Here is a 22628-nt window from a genome sequence, read left to right as displayed (position 1 = left end):
CTCACGCTTGGCCCCGTCGCGTTCCCCCCTCCGCGACGGGGCCTTTTGCGCGTCCCAATTCATTCGCCCATGGGGTACTTGAGGAACAATCAAAGACAGACCACCGTGCGAGGGCAACCCGCGCGATGCACCATCGCGTCAATCTGGCCCGAACTGACACGGCACGGTCGTAAGTGCGGCCATGCGCGACCCAGGACGCGAGCAGCAGGCGGCGGCCATCGCCGAGTTCCGCGCCCTCGATCGAGTGTCCTTTGTCGGCGGCGGATCCCTGCGCCTGTTGATGCCGTGAGGAGTGCTCACGACTGCGGTCGTCCATCGCTGTTGGTGTCAGTGGTGGATGTCAGATGTACGGAGATCTGACACAGCGCCAGATGTCGTCCTGAGCCCGCTCCAGGCATTCCAGGACCGCGTTGTGGAAGTCGAGACCCGACTCTTGCAGGGCGTTGCCCGCCTCGCAGCGTCTGCGGTGAACACCGGTGGCGGCCTCTACAGCTGGAGCTTCTGACCGTCCCCCCTGAATGCCCCGGCGAGTACCGGCGTGGGCGTTGGAGTGCCGCCAGGGGCGGCCACGCGCGCCCAGTAGCAGCCGGGAAGTTGCTGACCTGCACCATTCGGGGCGCCCCAAGCATCACACTGCCTCGACGACTTCGGCCCGGACCGCCGCTTCCCACTCCACTAAGGGCTGTCCGGCGGATCTTCATGGCGTACCGGTCACCTATGCTGAGGTGGCCACTGTCGGCCGCGTCAGCCCCTCAAGGAAGGACCAGTTGACTCCGCATTCCCTCGCGTTCTACGTGGATGTGATCACGTCCGGAACGGTGCTCGACGCCAAGCCGACGGACAGTCCCGACCAGGTCACCGCGATCCTGGGTTCCGACTTTGCCGAGAACTCCTTCGACGACCGGAGCATGTGGCGCGACTACGGAATGGTCGAGTTCTTCTGGGGCCGGGAATCGCGCGACCACCCGTGGGTGGGACACCACTTCACCCTGCAGGTGCATCGACTTTCATCGGGCGGCAGCACTGTCAACAGAGCGATTCGCGAGCGGTACGGCCGCTTCGACCGCCATCTCCGCTTCGACAAACTGGAGCGACTGCTGACCAAGCGCGACGTGCATATGGAGGACGTACCGGATCCCAACGCTCCTGCCTACACCCTGCACTGGCAACCTGTCTCTCAGGTGTCCCTCATAGCGTGCCGGGATCACGGGAGGGGGAAGTGTCGGCGTGGCGGCGAACGTATCGGTGACGTGTATGCCGTCTCCTCATCGATGAGCGCCGAGCAAGTGGCTTGGTACAGGGCGCGCTACGGCCGCCGGAACGCCTAGGAATTATCCGGGCGATCACGTGAGTGCTTCGTGCGCTGGTCGTGATGTGGACATGGGGCGGGAAGTTCTGACAGACGCCTGTGGGCGCAACTCCTTCCATGCGGTGACGGCCTGCTCATCGCGCTCGGCGACCTGCCGCGCAGGGACCTGCGGGCTGAAACCGAGCCCGTGCATCAGCCTCGTCGCCCCCGAGGCGCTGTAGGAGACGTGGAACTTCCGGCCGCTCAGCGTGGCCGGCCCAGCTCGCCGACGGCGTCGGCCTCGCGCTTGTGGCCGCCGTCAACGCACCCGGCCAGCCGGGTGGTTTCGATGCCGTGCCCGCACCTAAGGGGACCTCCGTGTCCGTTTCGTCTTCCGTCCGTCGTCTGAGCGCCGTCGTCGGTGTGGCTGCCGCTGTCGTGGGCGCGAGTGCGCCTTCCGCTACACGGGACCGCCGTCGGCCATCCAGCAGGTCCCGGCGTCAGGCGGGTAGTCGGTGAGCAGCCCGCCCGGAACGGCGCGGCTGCGCCGAGCTTTCCCTCCGGGGCGCGGTGTCGGCTGCTGCCGGACCGCACCGCACCCCGCAGAGGTTTCCTGGTTCACTGTCATTTCCCGGCAGCAACACGGAAGGCCCGGCCCCGCCATGGTGTATCGGCGTACGGAACGTACGAAGCGGCATGCTCAGACGAAGGAGGAGGCCTTTGTGTGCGCCGCGCACGAGCTGGTGGCCCGGGAGGGTTTCGCCGGGGCGAAGGTGGCCGCGGTGGCCGGTGCGTGCGGGGTGAGTGCGGGCTCGCTCTACTCGTACTTCGGCAGCAGGGATGAGCTGCTGGCGCAGGTCTTCCGGCGTGCCGCAGCGCGCGAACTGGCAGCCGTGCGCGGTGCGGTGGATGCCGCGCCCGCACATCCCGAGGCCCAGCTCGAGGCGTTTGCCGACACGTTCACGCGGCGCGCCCTGCGCGGGCAGCGGCTGGCGTGGTCCCTGCTCTTCGAACCGGTCTCGCCGGTGGTGGAGCGGGAGCGGCTGGTGTACCGGCGGGAGTACGCGCAGCTGTGCGAGGGCGTCGTCCGCGACGGCGTCGCGGCCGGGCTGTTTGCTCGGCAGAACGCGGCAGTCGCGGCCAGCGCCGCCATCGGCGCCATCTCCGAGGCGCTGGTTGGCAGGCTCTCGCCGGAGGTCTCACAGAAGGCGGAGGTGCCGGACGAGCAACTGGTCGCCGAGATCCGCGGCTTCTGCCTGCGAGCCCTCGGCTGCGTACCTTCCTGACCGCCCCGTACTCCGGGAGTCTCATTGCGTCGCTCCAGCGCCCTCCGTACCATAAATTGAACTGAGATTCAGAACTTGATCTGCAACGGGGGCCCTATGCGGCACAGCGAACAAGTGGCGATGCTCAAGCGTCTTCTCGCGCTGCGCGAGACGCGGCGCGACGAGAAGATGCTCGACGAGGTCGTCACGATTCCCGTCACCAAGTACACCGACGAGGCGCTCCTCGAGCGGGAGATCGCCTCGGCCTTCTCCCGCTACCCGCTGGTCGCGGGGCACGCCTCGGCGCTCGGCGAACCCGGGGCCTATCTCACCAGCGACTGGGACCGGTTCCCCTATGTCGTCGTCAGGGGCGAGGACGGCCGGGTCCGCGCCTTCTACAACCAGTGCCGCCACCGCGGAGCCCGCCTCACCGAGCAGCCGACGGGGACGGTGCAGAACTTCATCTGCCCCTTCCACGGCTGGGTCTACGGGCTCGACGGCACCCTGAAGGGCATCACCCGGGCCCATGACTTCCCCGGCGTCAAGGCCTGCGACTACGGGCTGGTGGAACTGCCCGCCGCGGAGGCCGGCGGCCTGATCTGGGTCGGGCGCACGCCCGGGGAGACGCTCGACATCCCCGGATTCCTCGGGACGTTCTACGAGGACCTGGTGAACTTCGACGTGGCCTCGCTCGTTCAGTACAAGAAGACCGAGGTGGTCAAGGAGGCCAACTGGAAGCTGCTGATCAAGACATATCTGGAGGGCTACCACGTCCCGTATCTGCACCGGGACACCCTCGCCTCCGCCTTCAAGAAGGGGGTGATCGCGCACGACGAAGACGGACCGCACATCCGGCTGTCCGCGGCGCGCACCAACATCGGTGAGACGGCCCTGAGGCCGCAGGAGGAATGGCGCATCCTGGACTACGCCTCGGTGTACTACACGTTCTTCCCCAACACCTTCTTCATCCTGCATCCCGACTACGTGTCCATCAACACCTTCTGGCCCCTGGCACCGAACCGCACGATCTGGACCCACGAAATGCTCTACCGCGACGGCGACTTCACCGGGTCCGCGGGGCAGAGCGCGCTGGCCAAGCGCTTCCGGTTCACCAATGACGCGGTCTTCGACCAGGAGGACTTCGCCATCGCCGAGGACGTGCAGCGGCATCTGCCCCACGGCGGCAGCGACCACCACGTCCTGGGACTGGCGGAGGGCCTGCTCGCGATGTTCCAGCACACCATCGACGAGCGGCTCACCGACCCGGACGCGGCCACCCCCACCACCCCCCGAGCGACAGGACGGCACTCATGACCACGGACCTCACCGGTTTTGCGCACAGCATCTTCCAGGCCCAGCCGTTCAGCATGTTCCTGGGCGCCGAACTCACCTCCGTGGGGACCGACTCCGCCGAGATCCGCCTCATCAACCGGCCCGAGATCCAACAGCAGCACGGCTTCGTACACGGAGGAGTCCTCAGCTACCTGGCCGACAACGCGCTGACCTTCGCCGGAGGACTTGCCCTCGGCCGCGATGCGCTCACCGCCGAATACAAGATCAACTACGTTCGGCCGGCAGTCGGCGCCCTCGTTATCGCCCGCGCCAAGGCGACCGCCACAACCCGGAGTCAGGCCGTGTGCCAGTGCTCGGTCTACGTTGCCTCGGAACAGGGAGAGGAGCGCCTGGTCGCCGTGGCGCAGGGGACGATCGTGAGCGCGGGCAAGCAAGAGGGCTGAGACAACTGGGCAGTTGACCGGCCCGTGACGCCAGGCGCGTCATGGGCCGGTCTGTACCTGTTCGCGCAGTATGTGCTTCTTCACCTTGCCGGAGGGCGTACGCGGCAGCGACGGAACCACCATCAGTTCCCGGGGGATCTTGTACTTCGCCAGCCTGGTGGACAGAAACCCGCGCAACTCCTCAAGCGTCACCGCCGAGTCGGCCTCCACCACGGCGACGACGGTCTCGCCCCAGTCCTGGTGCGGCCGCCCGACAACGGCGGCGTCCCGGATCGCCGGATGCTGCAGGATCGCCTCCTCCACCTCGGGCGAGTAGACGTTCTCCCCGCCGGTGATGACGACGTCCTTGATCCGGCCGACGATGAACAGGTAACCGTCCTCATCCACCCACGCAAGATCCCCGGACCTGTACCAGTTGCCCTCAAAGGCGCGCTCCGTCGCCTCCGGATCGTCGAGATACCCCAGCATGCGGGTCCCCGACCGCAGCCACAGCTCCCCGGTCTCGCCGGCCCGGGCGTCCAGGCCGTCGTCCCTGACCACGCGGATGTCCACGCCCGGCATACCGCCCGCCCCGATCGACCCGGCCTTGGCGAGCTGTTCCTGCGGGTGGAGCACGGAACCCACCGGCCCCATCTCGCTCATCCCGTACACCTGGCAGAAGCGGTCCGGGCCGTACGCCGCCTCCAGCGTCCGTACCGTCTCAGCGCCCAGCGGCGCCCCGCCGTAGGCCCACAACCGCACGCTCGACAGACCGAAGCCGGACAGGTCGACTCCCGCCTTCAGCGGGGCGAGGTAGGCGATGGGGGCGCCGAAGAAGGCCGTGACCCGGTGCCTTCGCACGGCCTCGAGGAAGGCGAGGGGCTGGTACTCCTTCAACAGGACGACGGTGCCGCCCAGGTAGATCATCGAAAGGAACCAGTTGTTCAGGGGCGAGGCGTGCCAGATCGGCATGGCCAGCAGGAACCGGTCCTCGCGGCGCAGCCCCGCGGCGGCCGTGGTGTAGGCGGGCACGGCGGACAGCCCGCGGTGCGAGTGCAGACAGCCCTTGGGCGCGCCGGTCGTCCCGGAGGTGTACAGCACCTGCGCAACGGCTTCGGGTCCGACCTCCACCCCCTCCCATTCCGGCGCCCCGGCGACCAGCCTGTCGAACTCTCCGCCGCCGGTGTCGTTCGTGGTGAGCACATCGACCTCGGGGGCGCCCTCACGCATACGCCCGGACAGTTCCTCCGCGACGACGGCGACCCGCAGCTTCGAATGCCCCGCGAGGTACGCCAGTTCGGGCGTGGTCAACTTGTGGTTGACCGGCACCAGCGCCGCCCCGGCCCGCCAGATCCCGAACGCCGCCACGGCAAAGGCAGGGGTGTTGTACATCATCACCCCCACGTGATCCCCCGGCCGCACCCCGCGCTCCCGCAGCACGGCGGCAGCCCGCTTCGAGGCGGCAAGCAACTCGGAGTACGTCATCGACCCCAGGTCGGATACGAGGGCCGGCTTCCCGCCGCAACTGCGGGCCGACCCTTCCAGCATCCACGTCAGGTTCACCGCAGGGTCCTCCGCATCTTCGTGGGGCTGCCGTGCCGAGGGTTCCTCGGCACGGCACGGCAAGGATTGAATCATCGTTCAATACCCTAGGGAAGCTTCAACCTCCCTTGTGATGGCAGGGGTTGGTGATTTCCCGGCCGCCGCAGGTCAGGCACCTGGTCGACCGTCTACGGCGACAACGACCACCTGGCGAAGCCGGCCGTGCCCGAGTACCACACGCTCCTGGACGCACTCCAAGAGCTTCTCCCGGAGATCGGCACCGACGGCCCGGTCGGTTTCTGGGGCATCAACATGGGTACCGCGTCCAGCTCGCCGATGCCGTGCCGGTGCGCTTCCGGGTGTTCATCCTCCCGGCGGCCTTCACCGGCCTCCGCTTCGGGGAGCTGGCCGCGCTCCAGCGCCATGCCATCGACCTGGAACGGCAGACCGTCGCCGTACGGCGTGCCCTGGCCGAGACACGCACGGACGGCATCCTGGTCAAGACGCCGTGTGCGCACCGTCGCCTTCCCGACCTCGCTGCCGGAGAGCCTGACCGCTCATCTCGACTCGTACGCCGAGCCAGGCCGCACCGGACTCGTGTTCACCGGAGCGCGTGGCGGGCAGCTTCGCCGGAACAACTTCCGCCGCCTATGGCTTCGGGCCCTAGAGACGACCGGCCTCGGGGACGTGCACTTCCACGATCTTCGCCACACGGGAACACCCTCGCCGCGCACGTCGACGAGCAGATCAGGAAGGCCCGTCCAGCAGAGCCCGGCAACACATCTGGCACGACGCCTCTCCCCCGCCTCCGCGGCCGAGGAACGAACAAGGCCCAGGTTCCCGGTTCAGTACCGGTGACCTGGGCCTTTGTCGTGCTTCCTGCTGGTGGGCGCGGACGGTTTCGAACCGCCGACACCTGCTTTGTAAGTTCGATCAGCGGCCGTCAGCGAGGGCTGCACGTGGGCTCGCGCCCGTCACCCTCGGGTGCCTGGGGATGCAGGCGTCCGTCCTCGTTGATGTCAGGTGTGGATGTCAGTCGCTGTCCCTGTTGGCTTTCATCGCGCAGAAGTTGTGGTCCCTGGTCCGTCAAAGTCGGTGGCACCACCTAAACTTGGGCTTGTTCGCTTGGCGCTCAGCTCCAGGGGGGCCTGGACTGATGCTCGCTGTGTCCGGCTTTCCTGGTTCCGCACGGCGGGCGAAGGTGGGAACAACCGAATATGAGAAGTTCCGGCAACGGTGACGGTCGCGGGTCCGAGCCCTCGGGGGAAGGATGCGAGCCGGAACCCAGCCGGGATGCACCTCGTGACAGGCGGTCGACGGTCGACTTCATCCTCGCGATGTTCGCCGACGACGTCTCGGACTGGATCATCCAGGGCGGGACCAAGCTGATGGACTTCATCAGCAGCCTGTAACGCACTCTGCCCCCAGGCGAGCCAACGCCAAGGGGCAGTAACCACGGGACGTGTCCCAATGAGTGCAGCGGCCCCTTCTTCGTCGACGGAGCGGGGGCTGTTGCCGTCTCTATAGCCTGGGCTGTAGAGGCCTCTACACCGTAACGCACTGTCCAGTGCGCTTCCACACTGGCGCCCGACCTCACCCCTAGAAACTTCCCGGGCTCGTTCGCCTTCGCATCGGACGCGCTTGACCCGGGCTGCGGTTGGGGTCGGGGCAGGGATGTTGGCACGTACGTCAAGCGCCGATGCTTGGGCCTGATGCACCAGTTCGGAAGATCGCATATGCGCTTCCTGGCTGACCTGGCGGGACGCCAACCTGAGCGGGAAGCGCCGAACCACCGTGGTTGCCCGTCTCAGCCCTTCGGAACGGGCACGCCGGGGCACAGGCCTGCCGCCCTACGGCTCGTCCCCGTCCGGGACGCACAGCATGCGGTGAGCGGGAACCACCATCTCGCTGAGCAACGAATCGATGCCCCGAACACGGATGGCCACGAACTCGACGACCACATTCGAATGCCGGGCAGGCCTCTTCACGAGTCGCCAACGGTAGCGAGCCGGCACATCCTTGGCGGAGAGTTCTGCCATGGCCAGACTCACCCATCGGTCGTAGTTGGTCGGGTAGAGGCGAACCAGGGCTCCGCACTGGTCACAGGTGGGCGGCTCGATCCATGTCACGTCCTCAGGCTCAGGCCTCGAAACGGCCGTGGCGCCTTCGTCCTCGGCAAGGTCGTTGGCGACCCTGTTCCAGCAGGGATCGCAGAGTGTGACCAAGAGGTTGATCCGGCCACGTGTGCGTACGGTCGGGCCCTCCCTGCAACAGACTTGGCATGCGGTCCACCGGATGCCCCCTGTCGCCCCATACGTTCGAGTGTGAGGGGATCAGAAAGGATCCCGATAGGTCGCGATTTGGCCTCATTGGCCTGGTCGACTGGGCACCGCGGACGCGCAGCTTGAGCGGGGTGGCCAGGCCCCGTGCCCCGTACACAACGTCGGGGTGTATGACGATGAAGGCGTCTCATGTCCACAGCTCGGAGCCCCAGGGAGGGCTATCCGCATGGAGATGCGGTACTGCGCAACACCGGGTCAGTTGCCATCCCTGATGAATACACGCACGGTTGAATCGGACTTATGCATCAAACCACCCATACTTCTAGCGTGAATCAACCGACAACTAGTCTGCATTTACTGCAGATGTCATTCGACGTGGGTAGCCTTGCCTCTTATGAGAGTGCAGCGTGACGCCCGGTCCCTGGTTCAAGTATGGGAGCAGCATGGGCGATCGGGCAGGATGAATCCCTCAACGGCGAGCCAGTACAAGACTGCATGTAAGCATGTACTTTCCTCGCTGGGTGCGGGATGGGAACGACTATCTGTCGACGAACTGGATGTCGAGGCGGTAATTCGGACGTTTCGGTCAAAAAGTGGCCGTGATCTGAAGCCGAACACTCGGGAAAAGTACGAGTCTGCATTCAGGAGCGCTGTCGCATCTTTCCTGGCGTACGTGAAGGACCCCAGTTCTTGGGAGCCGCCGTCGCGGGGCCGAACTGCGACTGCGCCGATGCAGCAGCCCCTACTGGAGAACGAACCTCGACCCAAACTGAGGGCGAACCCGACCAGCGTGCCACCGGAGATCGAGATCACGCTCGCACCGCAACGGAGTGTTCGCATTCGCGTCCCCGGTCTACTTACGGCAGGTGAAGCTGCGCTCCTGGTAGAGGTCTTGCCAGCGTACTTGAAGAAGATCACCACTGTCTGACCAACCTCCGCCTCCGTGGTATCCACCGGCTGTTGAGTCCCCGGTCGCTGGAGCGGCTTTGGGCTGGAGCTACTTTGGTGCGAGTGATCATGGCCCATTACGCTGGCCCGCGGATCGGGCAGGTTTGTGAGCCTGCCCGTTAGTGCCCGATTTTGGGCCATGATCTTCGAGGCTCGCGCCAAAGTGGCTGCCTAAAGCCGTGGAGCCGACCGCCCCAGCCACGGTGGGTTTCTACCTCGGCCCACCCTCGCCGTTTGGCGTGCGGCCGGCGGCCGGGATGGAGCGGGCGAAGACAGGAGCGTCGGCCCGGACGACGGGCCGCGCGCCTGCCGCGCCGTGCGCGGCGGGAAGCGCCTTGATGAAGTAGGGAAACTCTCACCGCACCGGGATCAGGTGCCTGCCGTCGTGGCTTCGCACGTGGGGCCCGCATCCGTCCAGGGCGTCCAGTAGACGTATTGCGAAGACCTTGGACATCCGCTCGGCGACTTCCTCGGGCGTGAGCCACTCGACCGCCGTCGACTCGACGGACGTGCGCTCGATGCCCCCAAAGGGCTTGCAGCGGAAACCAGGGCGACGACACCCCGAGTCGTGTTCTTGTAGACGCCGGTGAGCTCGTCCACCTCGACGTGGATGCTGGCCTGGTGCTCCGAGACCGACAGGGCATTCCAACGCCGACCCGTTCCGCCAAGCTCTCCGAATGGCTCTCCGAATGGCTCCCCTACTGGCTGGAGGAGTTCGTCAGGGGCGACAGCAAGAAGACGACGCACGCGAAGTACGAGACACACGTCCGCCTCCACCTCATCCCGCACATCGGCTCCAAGCGCTTGGAGACTCTAGGGATAGCAGGTGTCCGTCGAATGATCACGGCCGTATCCGCAAAGGCGTCGACCGCCACGGCCAAGGAGTCGCACCGGGTCTTGCGCAGCGCACTGACAGCAGCCTGCCGAGAGGATCTGATCAGTAGGAACGTGGCCAAGCTCGTTCGCGCGCCGCGTGTGCAGGCCCGGGAACTCAAGCCGTGGGACTTGGAGCAGACGACAGCCTTCCTGGAGGCCGCGAGGAAAGATCCGCTGTACGCGGCGTTCGTCCTCGCGGTCGCTCTCGGGCTACGACGGGGAGAAATCCTCGGGCTCCGGTGGTCGGACATCGACCTGGAGCGCCGCACACTCACCGTGCGGAACCAGCTCCAGCGCGTACAGAAGGAGCTGTACGAGGACACGACGAAGAACCGCCGCAGTCGCGTCGTCCCGCTTCCGCTGATGTGCGTGGCGCCGCTGGGAAGAGCCGGCAGGACAGTAACTACCTGTTCACGACTCGCACCGGTCGCCCGGTGGAGCCGCGGAACCTCAGTCGGTCGTTCGAGCGCATCACAGACGACGCGGGACTCCCCCGTATCCGGCTGCACGACGCGCGCCACGGATGCGCCACGCTGCTGTTCGCCGCCGGAGTGCCGGCACGAGTGGTGATGGAGATCCTGGGTCACTCACAGATCTCCGTCACCATGAACATCTACACCCACGTGTCCGATGACAACCGACGGGAGGCGATGGGCCATATGGACCGGCTTCTGCGGCGCCGACGTCGCTCAGACTGAGCAACTGCCGTCAATTCCTGCCGCCAACGCCCCCGCAGCAGCTCGCTGCGGGGGCATTTTGGCTGGTGGGCGCGGACGGTTTCGAACCGCCGACATCTGCTTTGTAAGAGCAGCGCTCTACCCCTGAGCTACGCACCCGTGGATGAGGCAACAGCCTACACGGACTACGGCCCACGGTCGCAAACGGTTGTCCGGACGGCGGTGGACAAGGCATCGCAACCGGAGCGGCTGCGGTGTCGTCCGGGGGATATCCCCACTCCTCATGCGGTAGCCGTCCGGATTCTGCCGGGTGGGCCGGCGTACGTACGGTGAGGCCCGCACCGTCGGGACCGCCCGGCGTACGACCTGGGGGAATGATCACGTGGCACTCCGTATCCGCACTCTCTTCGCTTCCGTTGGGGCCGTGCTTCTGGGTCTTGCCCTCACCGGCTGCGGCAGTACGGATCCGGGCGACGCGCCCGCCGAGCACAAGTCGTTCGCATTGAGTGGGAAGACGCTGACCATCTACTCCGGCCAGACGTCCCTGGAGCTCGTACCGGCCGATGTACGGAAGGTCGAGGTGACCCGTCGTGTCGACGGTTGGGTGGTTCTCGGGAACGGGCCCGATCCCCAGTGGAAGATGCGGGACGACACGCTCACGCTGCAGGTGAAGTGCAAGGCGCTGATCAGCGACTGTGCCTCGCAGCACCAGGTGAAGGTGCCGCGCGGGGTGGCGGTGGTCGTCAACGGGGACAACGGGAAGGTCGTCGCGTCCGGCTTCGACACTCCCCTTACGCTCCACACCGACAACGGCGAGATGACCGTCCGGGACTCCAGCGGGCCGCTCAAGCTGGAGAGCGGCAACGGTGGCGTCGTCGCCGAAGGGATCTCGGCCAAGTCCGTATCGGCGCGGTCCGACAACGGCAGGATCCGGCTGGGGTTCGCCTCCGTGCCGGATCGCGTGGACACCGTGAGCGACAACGGAGGGATCACCATCGACCTGCCGGGCGGCTCCGTGAGGTATGCGGTGGACGCCGTCGCCCACAACGGACGCGTCTCGGTGGACGCGCCGCGCAGCGAAGTCAGCAGCCACACGGTGAAGGCCCGCAGCGACAACGGCCAAGTCACGGTCCGCAGCGTGAACTAACTGGCCCGTGTGTTCGTCCTTACCGGGACTCTTGCAGAAGGCCCCGGTGTTCACGTCGGGGATGAATGCATCTCAGGGCTGCTCTGACCCGCACTTCGGAGCGGGCTTCTTTTGCTGCTCGATGTACTCACGGACGATCGTCGGCGGTGCTCCGCCGCAGGATGCCGAGAAGTACGAGGGCGACCACAGGTGTCCGTGCGTGATGGCGTGGTTGGTGTGGCCGGTGAATTCCTGGCGTATCCGGCGGGCGGAGACGCCCTTGAGGCTGTTGACCAGTTTGGAGACGGCGACCTTGGGCGGGTTGTTGATCAGGAGGTGGACGTGATCGCGTTCGCCGTTGAACTCCTTCAGTTCCGCCTCGAAGTCCTCGCACACCTTGCGCGTGATCTCTTCGCAGCGTGTCAGCATCTCGTCGTTGAAGACTCCGCGTCGGTACCTTGTCACGAAGACCAAGTGGATAAAACCACGTGTCTTCGGCGCCTTTAGAGACCGCGCGGATAGGCGTGGTTGGGGATACCGGCAACAAAATGGGCACAGGTCCCGGTGATCATGGAGTTGCGACGCTCTGTGATCACGAGGGAGACCTGTGCCCGCACTGCCATCATGGCTGACCGAACCGCTCTGGGACCAATTCGTGGCGCTGCTGCCCGAGAGGCCGGAGTACCACCCGGACCATCCACTCGGCTGCCACCGCCGACGCATCAGCGACCGGATCGTCTTCGACAAGATGCTGCAACTGCTGCGCTTCGGCTGTTCTTACGAGGCGATCGCCGACACAACATGCTCGGCCACCACGATCCGAAGCCGCCGCGACGAGTGGATACGACTCGGCGTCTTCGCCCAGCTCAAGCAGATCGCGCTCGACTCCTACGACCGGATCGTTGGTCTCGTCCTCAACCAGATCGCGGTCGACGGCTCCATCACCAAGGCCCCCGGAGGCGGCGAAGCCGCCGGACGTTCACCGGTCGACCGCGGCAAACAGGGCCTCAAACGCTCGGTCATGACGGACGGGTACGGCATTCCACTGGGGCGTGTCCTGGCCGGTGCCAACCGCCACGACTCCCCGTTGCTCGCACCGACCCTGGACCGCCTGGACGACCTCGGACCGTTACCCGACGACATCACCGTGCACCTGGACGCCGGCTACGACTCGGACAAGACCCGCGCACTGCTCAGCGAACGCGGCCTGCACGGACGCATCGCGCACAAGGGCGCGAAGGCGCCCATCCAGGCCAGTCAGCGTTGGCATGTCGAACGAACCCACGCGTGGCAGAACGCCTTCCACCGGCTCGCCCGCTGCTACGAGCGGCGCACCACCGTCATCAACGCATTCTTCGACCTCCCGACACGATCATCACCGTACGTAGTCTGATCCGGCAGGCATGGACGACCCACCGCTGGGACGAACGCCCGAACCACCGACCATGACCGCATCCCTATCCGCACGGCCTCCTACAGGGGCCGCGAGTCCGTTGTCAGTGCACGGTGTTACTTTCTGTGACATGACCGATCACGCGCTATGGCTGCTGCGGCAGGACCGCCGCCTGGCCGAACTGGCCGCCTTCCCCTTCGGCTTCGACCTGGACCGCGCCGCCCACGGCCATGTCGAGGAGGTCCGCCTCGCCTCGGGTGGGCCGCTGGAGACGGTAGCCGGGGACGATACCGGCGGTACGTACTTCGTGTGCGCGGACGGCTCGGTGCTCTACGCCGACTCGGAGGGCGCCGCGGGGATCATCGGCTCCAGTGTCGACGAGGCCCTTGAGCTCGTGATCGGCCTGCCCGGCTGGCGCGGCTACACACGTCTGTCGTCGGACGACAGCGAGGAGAAGATCCTGGCGTGCGTCGCGGAGACCGAGGACGAGATCCGTGAGCACTACGGAATCGACGACGAGCGTGCCGAGCTCCGGGCGGCGCTGGGCTTCCCGAATCGCTCCCCGGTCGAGCTGGTGGGCAGGCTGCGTGCCGCGCTGCTGCGCACCGAGCCGGAGTTCGTACTGCTCAATGCGGATGAGGGGTGTGCGTACGACCGGATAGGCCCGGCCGGTCCCCCGCTGTGGGAGCCGGTGCTCGCGGCGGGCCGCGCCGATCTCGCCCGGTTGCGGGAGGGCGACTGCACGGCATGGCGTGAAGTCGCCGAGGACCCGGTGCGGCGCCGGATCACCCTGCGGGCCGCGCAGTTCGACCGCGCCGAGGGCGATCTGGAGCTGCTGCGGCATCTGCTGCGGCACGAGACGCGGTCGTCGATGACGGACGAACTGCGGCTCGCGGCCGTGCTGGTGGGGCTGGCCGGGGACACCGGAGATCTGCCGCTGCTGCTTGAGGTCCGGAAGACGGACTTCGACACGGCGTGCGGCTTGAGCGAAATACCGGAACCGGGTGCAAGCGCGGACGAGTTGCAACAGTGGGCGCGGGAGCTCGACGAGTCGATGTTCGGGACGGACCCGTCGGACGAGCCGGTCTCCACATGGACCGACCTGGCGCGGGACCAGGGGATGACGGACCTCGCGCGGGTGACGCTGATCCGCGAACTCGACAGCATCTTCATGGACCAGAGCAGACTCCGCCGCCCCGAGGTGCCCCGCAGCCTGGCCACGGATCCGCTGGGCTGGCTCGCCCGGGACTTCGAGGAACTCGGCGACCTTCCCCAGGCGCTGCGCGCCCAGCGCCTGTACGCCGCCCTTCAGGAGACGGCATGGGACCGGGCCTCGGCCGGGTACACCCTGGCCCGCCTCGAGCGGGAGGCGGGCCGGTTGCCGCAGGCGGCGGACAGCCTGGCCGCCGTGCGCGACGCCCTGGCCACCCCGGGCGACGACTCACTGCTCCACTGGCAGCGGGTCAACCTCGGCCGCTTCATCGCCGAGGAGCACTACCGGCTCACCCTCGCCCTGTCCGACGCGGGCCGCCCCGAGGAGACCCGTGCCCTCCTCGCGGCCGCCGACGCCGTATTCGGCGAGCTCTCGGGGAACGCCGCGAACGGCGTCCGCGAGCTCGCCGAGCGGACCGCTGCGAGAGTGCGGGAGGTCAACTGAGGACGGGCACGGCGGGCGGTCCGCCAGGAAGCCGTGTGCGCGGCAGACCAGGTAGTCGGCCTGTTCCGGCAGCAGGATCACGCCACCCTGCTGTGCACCGCTGAGCGTGGCGTTCCACCGCCCGTCCTCCAAATACCCGGCCTTGAGCATCTACCGGATCAGCCGCAGAAATCATCCATCGTGGATTCTCTCCTCCAGACTTGCGAGCAGCACCTCGTGATCCAGGCTGCCGAAGCAGTCTCCCCGCCCGCTGCTACGAGCGGCGCACCACCGTCATCAAGGCCTTCTTCGACCTCGCCGACGTGATCATCACCGTGCGTAGTCTGATCCGGCAGAACGAACGCTCGAACCATCGACCATGACCGCATCCCTATCCGCGCGGCCTCTTAGTCGTTCTCCTGATTCATGAGACCAATCGTCGTAGGGTCTTGTTTGTGCAGCTTCGCTACAACTTCCGGGCTTATCCGGATGCCGCCCAGCGCCGTGCGCTGGACCGGGCGTTCGGGTGCGCCCGGGTGGTGTGGAACGACTGCTTGCGCGACCGGAAGGAAGCGCACGCGGCGGGGCTGCCGTATGTGACGTCAGCCCAGTTGTCCCGGCTCCGTATCACCGAGGCCAAGCGCACTGAGGAACGGGCTTGGCTTGCCGATGTGTCGGCGGTCGTTCTGCAGCAGTCCCTTCGGGACCTCGACACCGCCTACAAGAACTTCTTCGACAGTCTCAAGGGAAAGCGGCAGGGCCGGAAGGTCGGGCCGCCCCGGTACAAGTCGAAGAAGGACACCCGGCAGTCGATCCGCCTCAACACCAACGCCTTCTCCCTGAAAGAGAACGGCACGGTGTACGTGGCCAAGGTCGGCGATCTCAAGGTGAAATGGTCCCGTCGGCTCCCGGCCGCGCCAACGTCCCTGACCGTCACCAAGGACAGCTCGGGCCGGTACTTCCTCAGCTTCGTGGTGGACACCGAGCCGGACATCCTTCCCGAGGCGGAGACGGAGTCGGGTATCGACCTCGGCCTGTCCGCCTTCGCGGTCCTGTCCGACGGCCGGAAGATCGACAGCCCCCGCTTCCTGCGCAGGGCGGAAAAGAAACTCAAGCGCCTTCAGCGGGACCTGTCCCGCAAGGCCAAGGGATCGAAGAACCGGGCCAAGGCCCGTATCAAGGTCGCACGCCAGCACGCCAAGGTCGCGGACCGGCGCCGGGACTGGCACCACAAGGTATCCACACAGATCATTCGCGACAGCCAAGCGGTGTATGTGGAAGACCTCGCGGTGTCCGGTCTCGGCCGCACCCGGCTCGCCAAGTCCGTGCATGACGCGGGGTGGTCCGCGTTCGTCCGCATGCTGGAGTACAAGGCGGTCAAGCACGGCCGTACCTTCGTGAAGGTGGGCCGTGCTTTCCCGTCTTCTCAGGTCTGCTCGGCCTGCGGATTCAGGGACGGTCCCAAGCCCCTGCACGTCCGGGAGTGGACATGCAAGAAGTGTGGGACCGTGCACGACCGCGACCACAACGCAGCCCGCAACGTCCTTTTCGAAGGACGCCGTATCGTCGCCGCCGGACGGGCGGAGACGCCAAACGCCTCGCAGAGCGCCGGTAAGACCAGGACGAAAGTCCCGGCACAGCGCGTTGAAGCAGGAAGCCCCCGGAAGGGTCACACGACCCAGGCCGGAATCCCTGGACCTCAGGCCAGGGAGCACGTCAACTGGTGGGAGAATGTACCCGGGGGTGTACCGGGCAGGGCGGAACGGCACGGGAGAGGGATGTGACGGCGACACACGCGCGGCCGCAGGCGAGAGCGGGTGGGAATTCCGCCGTCAGGGGTGTCAGGAGTATCGGGGATGTCCTCGTGCTGATGCTGCTGCCGGTGCCGCTGTTCGCCGCCGCGTTGCCGGTCACGTTCGCCGGCGGCGGTACGAGGCGCTGGTTCGGCGGGCGCGGGGAGAGTCAGCGCGCCGATGCGCAGGCGGCGAAGGACGCCGCAGCTACCGCCTTCTACGAGCTGGACACGGCCCAGCGCGATCTGCGGATCTCGATCGAGACGATCACCGCGGTGGACAGCTCGCCCGGTGCGCGTAAGGCCGTGGACGACTTCGCCGCTCTCGGGCGGCGGATCGACGAGGCCAGTCATGCGTACATCACCGCAGTCGATGCGCACGACCTGGACCGGGACGATCTGGAGCCGGCCGTCGCGGCCCGTGCCAGGACCGAGCTGAGCACGGCCAAGGACGAGCTTGTACGGGTCAAGGGCGAGCTGGACCGGTTCGCGCAGGGCCTCGGGCCGCTGCTGGGCAGCGCGGAAACACAGCTCGCCCGGCTGGCGCCCGCCGTGGAGCGGGCTCGGCAGGCACTCCTCGGTGCGAGCAATGCTCTCGATGCGGTGCGGGCGTCCGGACTGCGGGCGGACGACCTCGCCGCTCGACTGGCGGCGCTTGCTCCCGAGCTGACCAAGCTCAACCAGGGCGCCGGCCGGCACGGTGTTCCGGAGACCCTGCAGCGTGCCGATCGGGTGCTGCGCGATGCCGAGGCGGTACGGGCCGAGGCGGCCCAGCTGCCCGAGCGGGCCGCCGAGATCGACCACCGGCTGGTGTCGCTGCGTACCCGCGCCCAGGCATTGACGACCCGAGCGGGCTCGGTGGAGCCGGTGCTGAGCGAGCTGCGGCGGCGTTTCTCGGCCGCGTGCTGGCAGGATCTCCAGCCCGTGCCGGAGCAGGCGGCAACGAACGTACGGCAGGCCGAGGAGAAGCTGAAGGAAGCCGCCAAGGCGCGGGCCGAGCAGCGGTGGGCCGATGCGACCTCCCGGCTGAGCACAGTGCGTGCCCTGCTGAACGCCACTGACGAGGCGGTGTCCGCGGCCGGCGACCGGCTGCACCGGCTGGACGACGTGGCCAAGGACCCGCAACAGGAGATCCAGCGGACCCGGTTCGCGATCCGGGACGCCCAGCGCCTGGCCATGGCCGGGCGCAACACGCCCGAACCGCGGCACGCCCGTCCGCTGGACGATGCCGTGGCCCGGTTGGAGCGCGCCATCGCCGGTCTGGAGGGGCGCCACCCCGACTACTGGCACTTTCTCTCCGAGACCGAAGCGGTGCGGCAGACGGCTGCGCGGGTGGTCTCCGAGATCCGTGAGGAGCGCGGGGCCGGCGGGTGATGTGCGGGGGGCTGCGACGGCCCTTCTGATGTGCGCGGGACGGAGACGGCCCTTCTGATGTGCGGGGCTCGATACGTGCCAGGTCCTGATACGCAGGGTTCGGGCCCTTTGGCCCTTCTGGCGTGCGGCAGCCTGGTGTGCGGCAGCGTCCCCGTGGGCGGATCCTGGTAGTAGCCCCGAGGAGGCCGACATGGCCACCCATGCAGTGCACACCACCGGTCGGCAGACCCGCCGCCGTAGGTCGGCCCAGCTCGACAAACATCTGCCGGTCGACCACCGGCTCAACCGCGTCTACCGGGTCGGTGCGGGGCTGATGGGGCTGGTCCTGCTCGCCTTCGGAATCCTGGGGCTGATCAACAAGATCGGCTTCTTCAGCACCGGCGGTGCCACCGTCGCCGGCCTCAACACCAACGGCGCCCTCAGCGTCCTGTCCATCTGCGTCGGCCTGCTCCTTTTCATCGGGATGGTGATCGGCGGCAACTTCGCCTCGACGCTCAACATGATTCTGGGCGTCGCCTTCATCCTCAGCGGCTTCGTCAATCTCGCGCTGCTCGGAACCGACTACAACTTCCTCGCCTTCCGCATCCAGAACGTGCTGTTCAGCTTTGTGGTCGGTCTGATGCTGATGGTCTTCGGGATGTACGGGCGGGTCAGCGGCGGCCTTCCTCACGACAACCCGTACTGGCGGGCGCGCCACCCCGAGGAGGCCGAGCAGGAGATGCGGATGAGCCGGAAGGCGACGACGACGCCGATGCCAATCATCCGCCGCCCGTAACCCGTACTTCGCCTCCGTACCACCGGTGACTCGTACTTCGCCTCCGCACCACCCGTGGCCCGTCGTGTCTGTCTCCCTTGGGGCGACGCCGGATAGCCTGGGGCCATGCCTCGTTACGAGTACCGCTGCCGCTCCTGCGGAGACACGTTCGAACTCAGCCGCCCGATGGCTCAGTCCTCGGACCCGGCCTCCTGCCCCGCCGGGCACGCCGACACCGTGAAGCTTCTCTCCACCGTGGCCGTGGGTGGCTCGTCGGCCAAGTCCGCGCCCGCCGCCCCGTCGGCCGGCGGCGGGGGCGGCTGCTGCGGCGGGGGTTGCTGCGGCTGAGAGCGGGCAGCCGGAGTCGCGGCCTGGGCCCGCGCCGTCCCCGTCCCTGCGTGCTGCGGGGCGGGCGAGAACGCGGTGACTTCAGACCGCCCGCCCCGGGCCCGAAGCCCGGAGGAAGTGCCGCAGGATCGCTTCACCCGCGGCCACACCATGCTCGGCCGTCACGTCGATGTGCGGGGCGCTCCAGTCGGTGTCGGCAAGTTCGCCGTGGGCCGGGCGCCAGGCGCGGTCGGCGGCGAGGAGCAGGTCGGTGTCGAGGAGGCTGTCACCGGCGGCGAGGGTGAGCGTGGCGCCGGTGCGTCGGGCGACCTCGTTCATGGCGGCGCTCTTGGTGAGCGGGCCCGGTACGGCGTAGATCTTGCGGCCCTGGAGGGAGACCGTCCAGCCGCGGTTCTGCGCCCACTCCCCCAGCTCCTCGACCCAGCCCTCGGGCAGCTGCGCGCGTTCGACGACGAGATAGGCGAAGAGGTCCTCGGCGACCCGTTCCTTGAGCAGCCAGGCGGGGTCGGCCGCGGCCAGGAGATGGGCGCGGACCTCGGCGAGCGAGGCGCATTCGTCGGCGAGCCTGCGGGACACCTGTGTCTGCCAGTCGGGGTCGGATTCGCCGTCGACGAGGAGGTGTCCCCCGTTGGCGCAGATCGCGAACCGCGGTGCGGGACCGGGGAGATGGATGCGCCCGTACTGCTCGCGGGTACGGGTGGTCGTCGGGACGAAGACCGTGGTGCGGGCGAGTTCGTCGAGCAGTGTCGCGGCCGTCTCGGTGAGATAGGAGAGCGGCTTGCGGTCGTGCACCTCTACGCAGAGCAACCGGGGGGCCTCGGCGTCCGGCATGGGGAGCTGGAGCGCCGCCGCCGAGTAGATCAGGGTGCGGTCGAGATCGCTGGCGACCAGCGTCACGGGGGTGGTAGCGGTGGTCGGGGCGTTCGAGGTGGTCGAGGTGGTCGAGGTGGTCGAGGTGGTCACTTCGTCTCCACCGCCTTGCCGTCCGCGCCCGTCGCGCCCCTGGTGTACTTCGGGTGGATCAACCCGACGCAGCTGTAAGGGAGTTCATCGACCTCGACGACTGGCACGCCACGCTGATCGGCCAGCAGACGGATGTGCTCGAGGTCTGCTCCCGCGCCGCGCTTGGCGAGGATCTTCCACGGGACGCGGCGCAGCAGTACGCGGGTCGTCTCGCCGACGCCCGGCTTGACCAGGTTCACATCGTGGATGCCGTACTCCTCACTGATGCGTTCCACCGCGGCCCAGCCTTCCCAGGTGGGCGTGCGGTCGGCCACGAGCAGCTCCTTGACCTCGGCGTCCACGGCATCGACGACCTCGTCGAAGCGGTCGGTGACGGTGTCGAGGAAGTGGCCGGACACATCGGTGTCCGCAAGCTCCCGGTAGAACTTCGCGCCGTGGAAATCGCCGGGTCCGACCAGGTCGGAGCGGAGAACGGTCCGCGAAATCAGGCCGGACACGGTGGAGTTGAGGCAGGCGGACGGAATGAGGAAGTCCTCGCGGGTGCCATAGGTACGGACACAGCCGCCCGGGTCGGCCAGAACGGCGATCTCGGGGTTGAATCCGTCGAACTCGGCGAGCGCCGCGGACAGTTCACGGGTGATCGCTCCCTTGCCCGTCCAGCCGTCGACGAAGACGACATCCGCCGGATCGTGGTGGGCGGCCAGCCAGCGCAGGGCGTTGGCGTCGATGCCGCGGCCCCGCACGATGGAGACGGCGTAGTGCGGCAGATCGAGCCCGTGCCGGTACCGGGCCCAGCGGCGCATGAGTACGCCGACGGGGGTGCCGGCCCTGGCGAGCGAGACCAGTACGGGGCGAGCGGAGGGGGTCCCCCCACGCTTTCGGCTGTGGGGGAGCTCGGCGAGGACCGTCTCGGTGACGGTGCCGACGGCGCGGGCGACGCGGGCGGCCGAGAGGTCCAGCGCCGACTTGAACAGGCTCTGGTACTGGGCGGACGGCTGGTACTCGACGGGGAGTGACTCGGCGTAGTGCGCGCCACCGCTCTGTATCGCCTCCTCGCGCTCCTCTGTGGGCGCCTCCAGTTCGGTGTCCGAGAGGTCCTGGAGCAGCCAGCCGACTTCGTCCGGCGCATAGGAGGAGAAGGCGGGGCCGCGGAGGGGCTCGGGCAGCACGGAGGGTTCCTGCCGTTCGGAGACGTACGAGGTGAGACCCGACGGGACGTACGAGGGGACGACCGCGAGCAGGACGTGGTCGGTGTGCGCGGCGAGCTGCGCCAACAGGCCGTCGGAGGCGTGGAGTTCGGGGGTGTCGGCGGTGGAGTCGACGGTCACGACCACGGCGTCGAAACCGGCGCCCGCAACGTTGTACGCGTACCGGTCACCGGGCCCGTCGGCCGGGTTGTCGTGGGCCGGGAAGACCAGCCGGCTGCGTATCGCATAGCCGGGATCGTCCACGGCGAGGACGGGGGAACGCGTGGTCGTCGAGTAGTGCACCTCGGCGTCGGTGTGGTCCTCCAGGGCCGTGCCCAGGCGGAGGGGGGCGTACATCAGCTCCTCGAAGCCGAGGATCAGTACGCGGCGGGCGTCACCCAGTGACGCGGCGATGCGTGCGGCCATGGCCGGGAGAGCCGGTTCAAGGGCGGCCCGGTGGGCGGGGGTGAAGCCGTGCCGTCCGCCGTCGGGCACACCGGCGGGCCACTGGAGGTCCACCCGGGTGCACGGTCGGCACCCCGGCCCGACAGCCGCTTCCGTGGCTGCGGAGGCAGCGGCTTTTGTGGTGCCGGAGCCAGCCGCTTCCGCGGTGGCGGAGACGGCCCCCTCATGCGCGGCGACCAGTGCCTGGCCCTTCTCCAGCACGCCCTCCGGGAGGGTGACCGTGCCCGAGTTCCTCACCACCAGGTCGACGCGCGCGCCGATCTCGGCAGCGAACTCGGTCAGCCGTCCGTGGTCGGCCGGCGACCGCATGTCCACCAGGGCGACGACGACGTACCGGCTCCGCGGGTAACGCTCGTGCAGTGCGCGGATGGTGTTGAGCACGGTGTTGCCCGTGGAGAATTCGTCGTCCACCAGCACCAACGGCGCACCGGAAGGGACATCGGCCGGAGCCGCACAGCCACCCTGCCGGGCGTCCGTCGGGGCATACTCGCCCGCCAGCAGGTTCGGGTTCTCCGGAAGCAGCAGATGCGAGGTGGCGTGCGAGTGCGACTCCTCGAAGCCGCCCGCCCGCTCCACGCCCTCGACGGGGCGGCGCGTCGAATGGAGGTACGGCACCACGCCGAGCCCATCGGCGACCGCGTGGCCGAGAGCGGTGGCCGTTTCCGCGTAGCCGAGCACGACCGCCCGGCGCGCCTCGGCGTCACCGAGGAGTTCGTGCACCCGGCGGCCGAGCTCGAATCCGACGCTGTACACCACGGAAGGCTTCTGCGGCACATGCTTGCCGAGCACGTTCGACACGAGCAGATGGGCCCGCTTGGGGTTGCGGCGCAGGGCGATGCCCAGCAGCTCCCTCAGTTCCCTGTCTCCGTCGGGCTTCCCGTCGCCGACGAGCTGGACGCCCAGTCGCTCCGCCACCCAGCTGCCCGACCACACCACGTTCGCCGTCTCTCTCCTTGCCGCGCGCTCGCTCATCGAGACACGCCCGATCCACGAGACA

General features: G+C 67.8%; 18 protein-coding genes, 1 tRNA gene and 6 pseudogenes. 16 read left to right on the top strand and 9 right to left on the bottom strand.

Translation table 11 applies throughout. The features are described 5' to 3' along the window. Positions 1–725: 725 nt before the first annotated feature. Positions 726–1328: a hypothetical protein gene (locus tag ACH4EW_RS20045; protein ID WP_398258623.1), complete on the top strand. Its 603-nt coding sequence runs from the start codon at positions 726–728 to the stop codon at positions 1326–1328. A gap of 15 nt (positions 1329–1343) precedes the next feature. Here ACH4EW_RS20045 and ACH4EW_RS20040 read toward each other — a convergent pair whose 3' ends face one another. Then, positions 1344–1556, bottom strand: coding sequence for a winged helix-turn-helix domain-containing protein (locus tag ACH4EW_RS20040; RefSeq protein WP_398258882.1), 213 nt, complete (start codon positions 1554–1556; stop codon positions 1344–1346). 454 nt (positions 1557–2010) lie between these two features. On the opposite strand from ACH4EW_RS20040, the gene ACH4EW_RS20035 reads away from it, so the two are divergent. From ACH4EW_RS20035 to ACH4EW_RS20025, 3 genes are all read left to right on the top strand, one after another. Then, positions 2011–2574, top strand: a complete 564-nt coding sequence (locus ACH4EW_RS20035; protein ID WP_398258621.1) for a TetR/AcrR family transcriptional regulator — start codon at positions 2011–2013, stop codon at positions 2572–2574. 120 nt (positions 2575–2694) lie between these two features. Next, on the top strand, positions 2695–3867 hold the full coding sequence (locus ACH4EW_RS20030; protein ID WP_398258619.1) for an aromatic ring-hydroxylating dioxygenase subunit alpha: 1173 nt from the start codon (positions 2695–2697) through the stop codon (positions 3865–3867). After that, a complete protein-coding gene (locus ACH4EW_RS20025) occupies positions 3864–4289 on the top strand; it encodes a PaaI family thioesterase (RefSeq protein ID WP_398258617.1) in 426 nt (141 codons plus the stop codon). The genes ACH4EW_RS20030 and ACH4EW_RS20025 overlap by 4 nt, the downstream gene beginning before the upstream one ends. A gap of 39 nt (positions 4290–4328) precedes the next feature. Here ACH4EW_RS20025 and ACH4EW_RS20020 read toward each other — a convergent pair whose 3' ends face one another. Beyond that, on the bottom strand, positions 4329–5831 hold the full coding sequence (locus ACH4EW_RS20020; protein ID WP_398258615.1) for a class I adenylate-forming enzyme family protein: 1503 nt from the start codon (positions 5829–5831) through the stop codon (positions 4329–4331). Positions 5832–6008: 177 nt separating this feature from the next. On the opposite strand from ACH4EW_RS20020, the pseudogene ACH4EW_RS20015 reads away from it, so the two are divergent. The 3 genes and pseudogenes from ACH4EW_RS20015 to ACH4EW_RS20005 form a co-directional block, all read left to right on the top strand. Continuing rightward, positions 6009–6146: pseudogene (locus ACH4EW_RS20015) on the top strand (alpha/beta hydrolase); the annotation flags it as partial. After that, a complete protein-coding gene (locus tag ACH4EW_RS20010; protein WP_398258880.1) occupies positions 6123–6668 on the top strand; it encodes a tyrosine-type recombinase/integrase in 546 nt (181 codons plus the stop codon). The pseudogene ACH4EW_RS20015 and the gene ACH4EW_RS20010, both read left to right, overlap by 24 nt. Positions 6669–7027: 359 nt before the next feature. Continuing rightward, positions 7028–7222: a hypothetical protein gene (locus tag ACH4EW_RS20005; RefSeq protein WP_398258613.1), complete on the top strand. Its 195-nt coding sequence runs from the start codon at positions 7028–7030 to the stop codon at positions 7220–7222. A gap of 438 nt (positions 7223–7660) precedes the next feature. On the opposite strand, the gene ACH4EW_RS20000 is transcribed toward ACH4EW_RS20005, so the two are convergent. Both ACH4EW_RS20000 and ACH4EW_RS19995 read right to left on the bottom strand, forming a co-directional pair. Beyond that, positions 7661–7939 (bottom strand): DUF6083 domain-containing protein, encoded by a 279-nt coding sequence (locus tag ACH4EW_RS20000; protein ID WP_398258611.1) that lies wholly within the window; start codon positions 7937–7939, stop codon positions 7661–7663. A gap of 1456 nt (positions 7940–9395) precedes the next feature. Continuing rightward, positions 9396–9661: pseudogene (locus ACH4EW_RS19995) on the bottom strand (NUDIX hydrolase); the annotation flags it as partial. Here ACH4EW_RS19995 and ACH4EW_RS19990 point away from each other — a divergent pair. Then, a pseudogene (locus ACH4EW_RS19990) lies at positions 9659–10614 on the top strand (tyrosine-type recombinase/integrase); the annotation flags it as partial. The pseudogenes ACH4EW_RS19995 and ACH4EW_RS19990 overlap by 3 nt on opposite strands. Positions 10615–10677: 63 nt before the next feature. On the opposite strand, the gene ACH4EW_RS19985 reads toward ACH4EW_RS19990, so the two are convergent. Beyond that, positions 10678–10752, bottom strand: a tRNA-Val gene (locus tag ACH4EW_RS19985). A gap of 223 nt (positions 10753–10975) precedes the next feature. Here ACH4EW_RS19985 and ACH4EW_RS19980 point away from each other — a divergent pair. Further along, positions 10976–11740 (top strand): DUF4097 family beta strand repeat-containing protein, encoded by a 765-nt coding sequence (locus ACH4EW_RS19980; protein WP_398258609.1) that lies wholly within the window; start codon positions 10976–10978, stop codon positions 11738–11740. A gap of 72 nt (positions 11741–11812) precedes the next feature. Here the strand turns inward: ACH4EW_RS19980 and tnpA are convergent, their stop codons facing one another. Then, a complete protein-coding gene (gene tnpA, locus ACH4EW_RS19975) occupies positions 11813–12199 on the bottom strand; it encodes an IS200/IS605 family transposase (RefSeq protein WP_398258878.1) in 387 nt (128 codons plus the stop codon). 127 nt (positions 12200–12326) lie between these two features. On the opposite strand from tnpA, the pseudogene ACH4EW_RS19970 reads away from it, so the two are divergent. After that, positions 12327–13168: pseudogene (locus tag ACH4EW_RS19970) on the top strand (IS5 family transposase). A gap of 74 nt (positions 13169–13242) precedes the next feature. Beyond that, positions 13243–14769: a hypothetical protein gene (locus ACH4EW_RS19965; protein ID WP_398258607.1), complete on the top strand. Its 1527-nt coding sequence runs from the start codon at positions 13243–13245 to the stop codon at positions 14767–14769. Positions 14770–14847: 78 nt separating this feature from the next. On the opposite strand, the pseudogene ACH4EW_RS19960 reads toward ACH4EW_RS19965, so the two are convergent. After that, positions 14848–15009 (bottom strand): annotated as a pseudogene (locus ACH4EW_RS19960) (RNA-directed DNA polymerase); the annotation flags it as partial. A gap of 5 nt (positions 15010–15014) precedes the next feature. Between ACH4EW_RS19960 and ACH4EW_RS19955 the strand changes: the two are divergent. The 5 genes and pseudogenes from ACH4EW_RS19955 to ACH4EW_RS19935 form a co-directional block, all read left to right on the top strand. Beyond that, a pseudogene (locus tag ACH4EW_RS19955) lies at positions 15015–15131 on the top strand (IS5/IS1182 family transposase); the annotation flags it as partial. Between the two features lie 72 nt (positions 15132–15203). Further along, positions 15204–16532, top strand: a complete 1329-nt coding sequence (locus ACH4EW_RS19950; RefSeq protein WP_398258605.1) for an RNA-guided endonuclease InsQ/TnpB family protein — start codon at positions 15204–15206, stop codon at positions 16530–16532. Further along, the gene (locus ACH4EW_RS19945; RefSeq protein ID WP_398258603.1) at positions 16529–17914 is read left to right on the top strand and encodes a hypothetical protein; all 1386 of its coding nucleotides are present in this window, start codon (positions 16529–16531) and stop codon (positions 17912–17914) included. Before ACH4EW_RS19950 ends, ACH4EW_RS19945 begins: the two co-directional genes overlap by 4 nt. Before the next feature lie 190 nt (positions 17915–18104). Next, a complete protein-coding gene (locus ACH4EW_RS19940; protein ID WP_398258601.1) occupies positions 18105–18689 on the top strand; it encodes a DUF4383 domain-containing protein in 585 nt (194 codons plus the stop codon). A gap of 105 nt (positions 18690–18794) precedes the next feature. Then, positions 18795–19016 (top strand): zinc ribbon domain-containing protein, encoded by a 222-nt coding sequence (locus tag ACH4EW_RS19935; RefSeq protein ID WP_351204717.1) that lies wholly within the window; start codon positions 18795–18797, stop codon positions 19014–19016. Between the two features lie 81 nt (positions 19017–19097). Here ACH4EW_RS19935 and ACH4EW_RS19930 read toward each other — a convergent pair whose 3' ends face one another. Beyond that, positions 19098–19979 (bottom strand): HAD family hydrolase, encoded by an 882-nt coding sequence (locus tag ACH4EW_RS19930; protein WP_398258599.1) that lies wholly within the window; start codon positions 19977–19979, stop codon positions 19098–19100. After that, positions 19976–22603, bottom strand: a complete 2628-nt coding sequence (locus ACH4EW_RS19925; RefSeq protein WP_398258597.1) for a phosphoribosyltransferase — start codon at positions 22601–22603, stop codon at positions 19976–19978. Before ACH4EW_RS19925 ends, ACH4EW_RS19930 begins: the two co-directional genes overlap by 4 nt. Positions 22604–22628: the final 25 nt, after the last annotated feature.

Source organism: Streptomyces sp. NPDC018000 (assembly GCF_044328025.1).
Classification (GTDB): Bacteria; Actinomycetota; Actinomycetes; order Streptomycetales; family Streptomycetaceae; genus Streptomyces.
The sequence above is the reverse complement of the archived record's forward strand: the minus strand, read 5'-3'. Positions and strand labels throughout refer to the sequence as shown.

What these genes read in the sequence shown, in the direction of transcription:
- ACH4EW_RS19925 (WP_398258597.1), bottom strand. Translation starts at nt 22,603, where the DNA reads ATGAGCGAGCGCGCGGCAAGGAGAGAGACGGCGAACGTGGTGTGGTCG.
- ACH4EW_RS19940 (WP_398258601.1), top strand. Translation starts at nt 18,105, where the DNA reads ATGGCCACCCATGCAGTGCACACCACCGGTCGGCAGACCCGCCGCCGT.
- ACH4EW_RS19965 (WP_398258607.1), top strand. Translation starts at nt 13,243, where the DNA reads ATGACCGATCACGCGCTATGGCTGCTGCGGCAGGACCGCCGCCTGGCC.
- ACH4EW_RS20030 (WP_398258619.1), top strand. Translation starts at nt 2,695, where the DNA reads ATGCTCAAGCGTCTTCTCGCGCTGCGCGAGACGCGGCGCGACGAGAAG.
- ACH4EW_RS20005 (WP_398258613.1), top strand. Translation starts at nt 7,028, where the DNA reads ATGAGAAGTTCCGGCAACGGTGACGGTCGCGGGTCCGAGCCCTCGGGG.
- ACH4EW_RS19935 (WP_351204717.1), top strand. Translation starts at nt 18,795, where the DNA reads ATGCCTCGTTACGAGTACCGCTGCCGCTCCTGCGGAGACACGTTCGAA.
- ACH4EW_RS20025 (WP_398258617.1), top strand. Translation starts at nt 3,864, where the DNA reads ATGACCACGGACCTCACCGGTTTTGCGCACAGCATCTTCCAGGCCCAG.
- ACH4EW_RS20010 (WP_398258880.1), top strand. Translation starts at nt 6,123, where the DNA reads ATGGGTACCGCGTCCAGCTCGCCGATGCCGTGCCGGTGCGCTTCCGGG.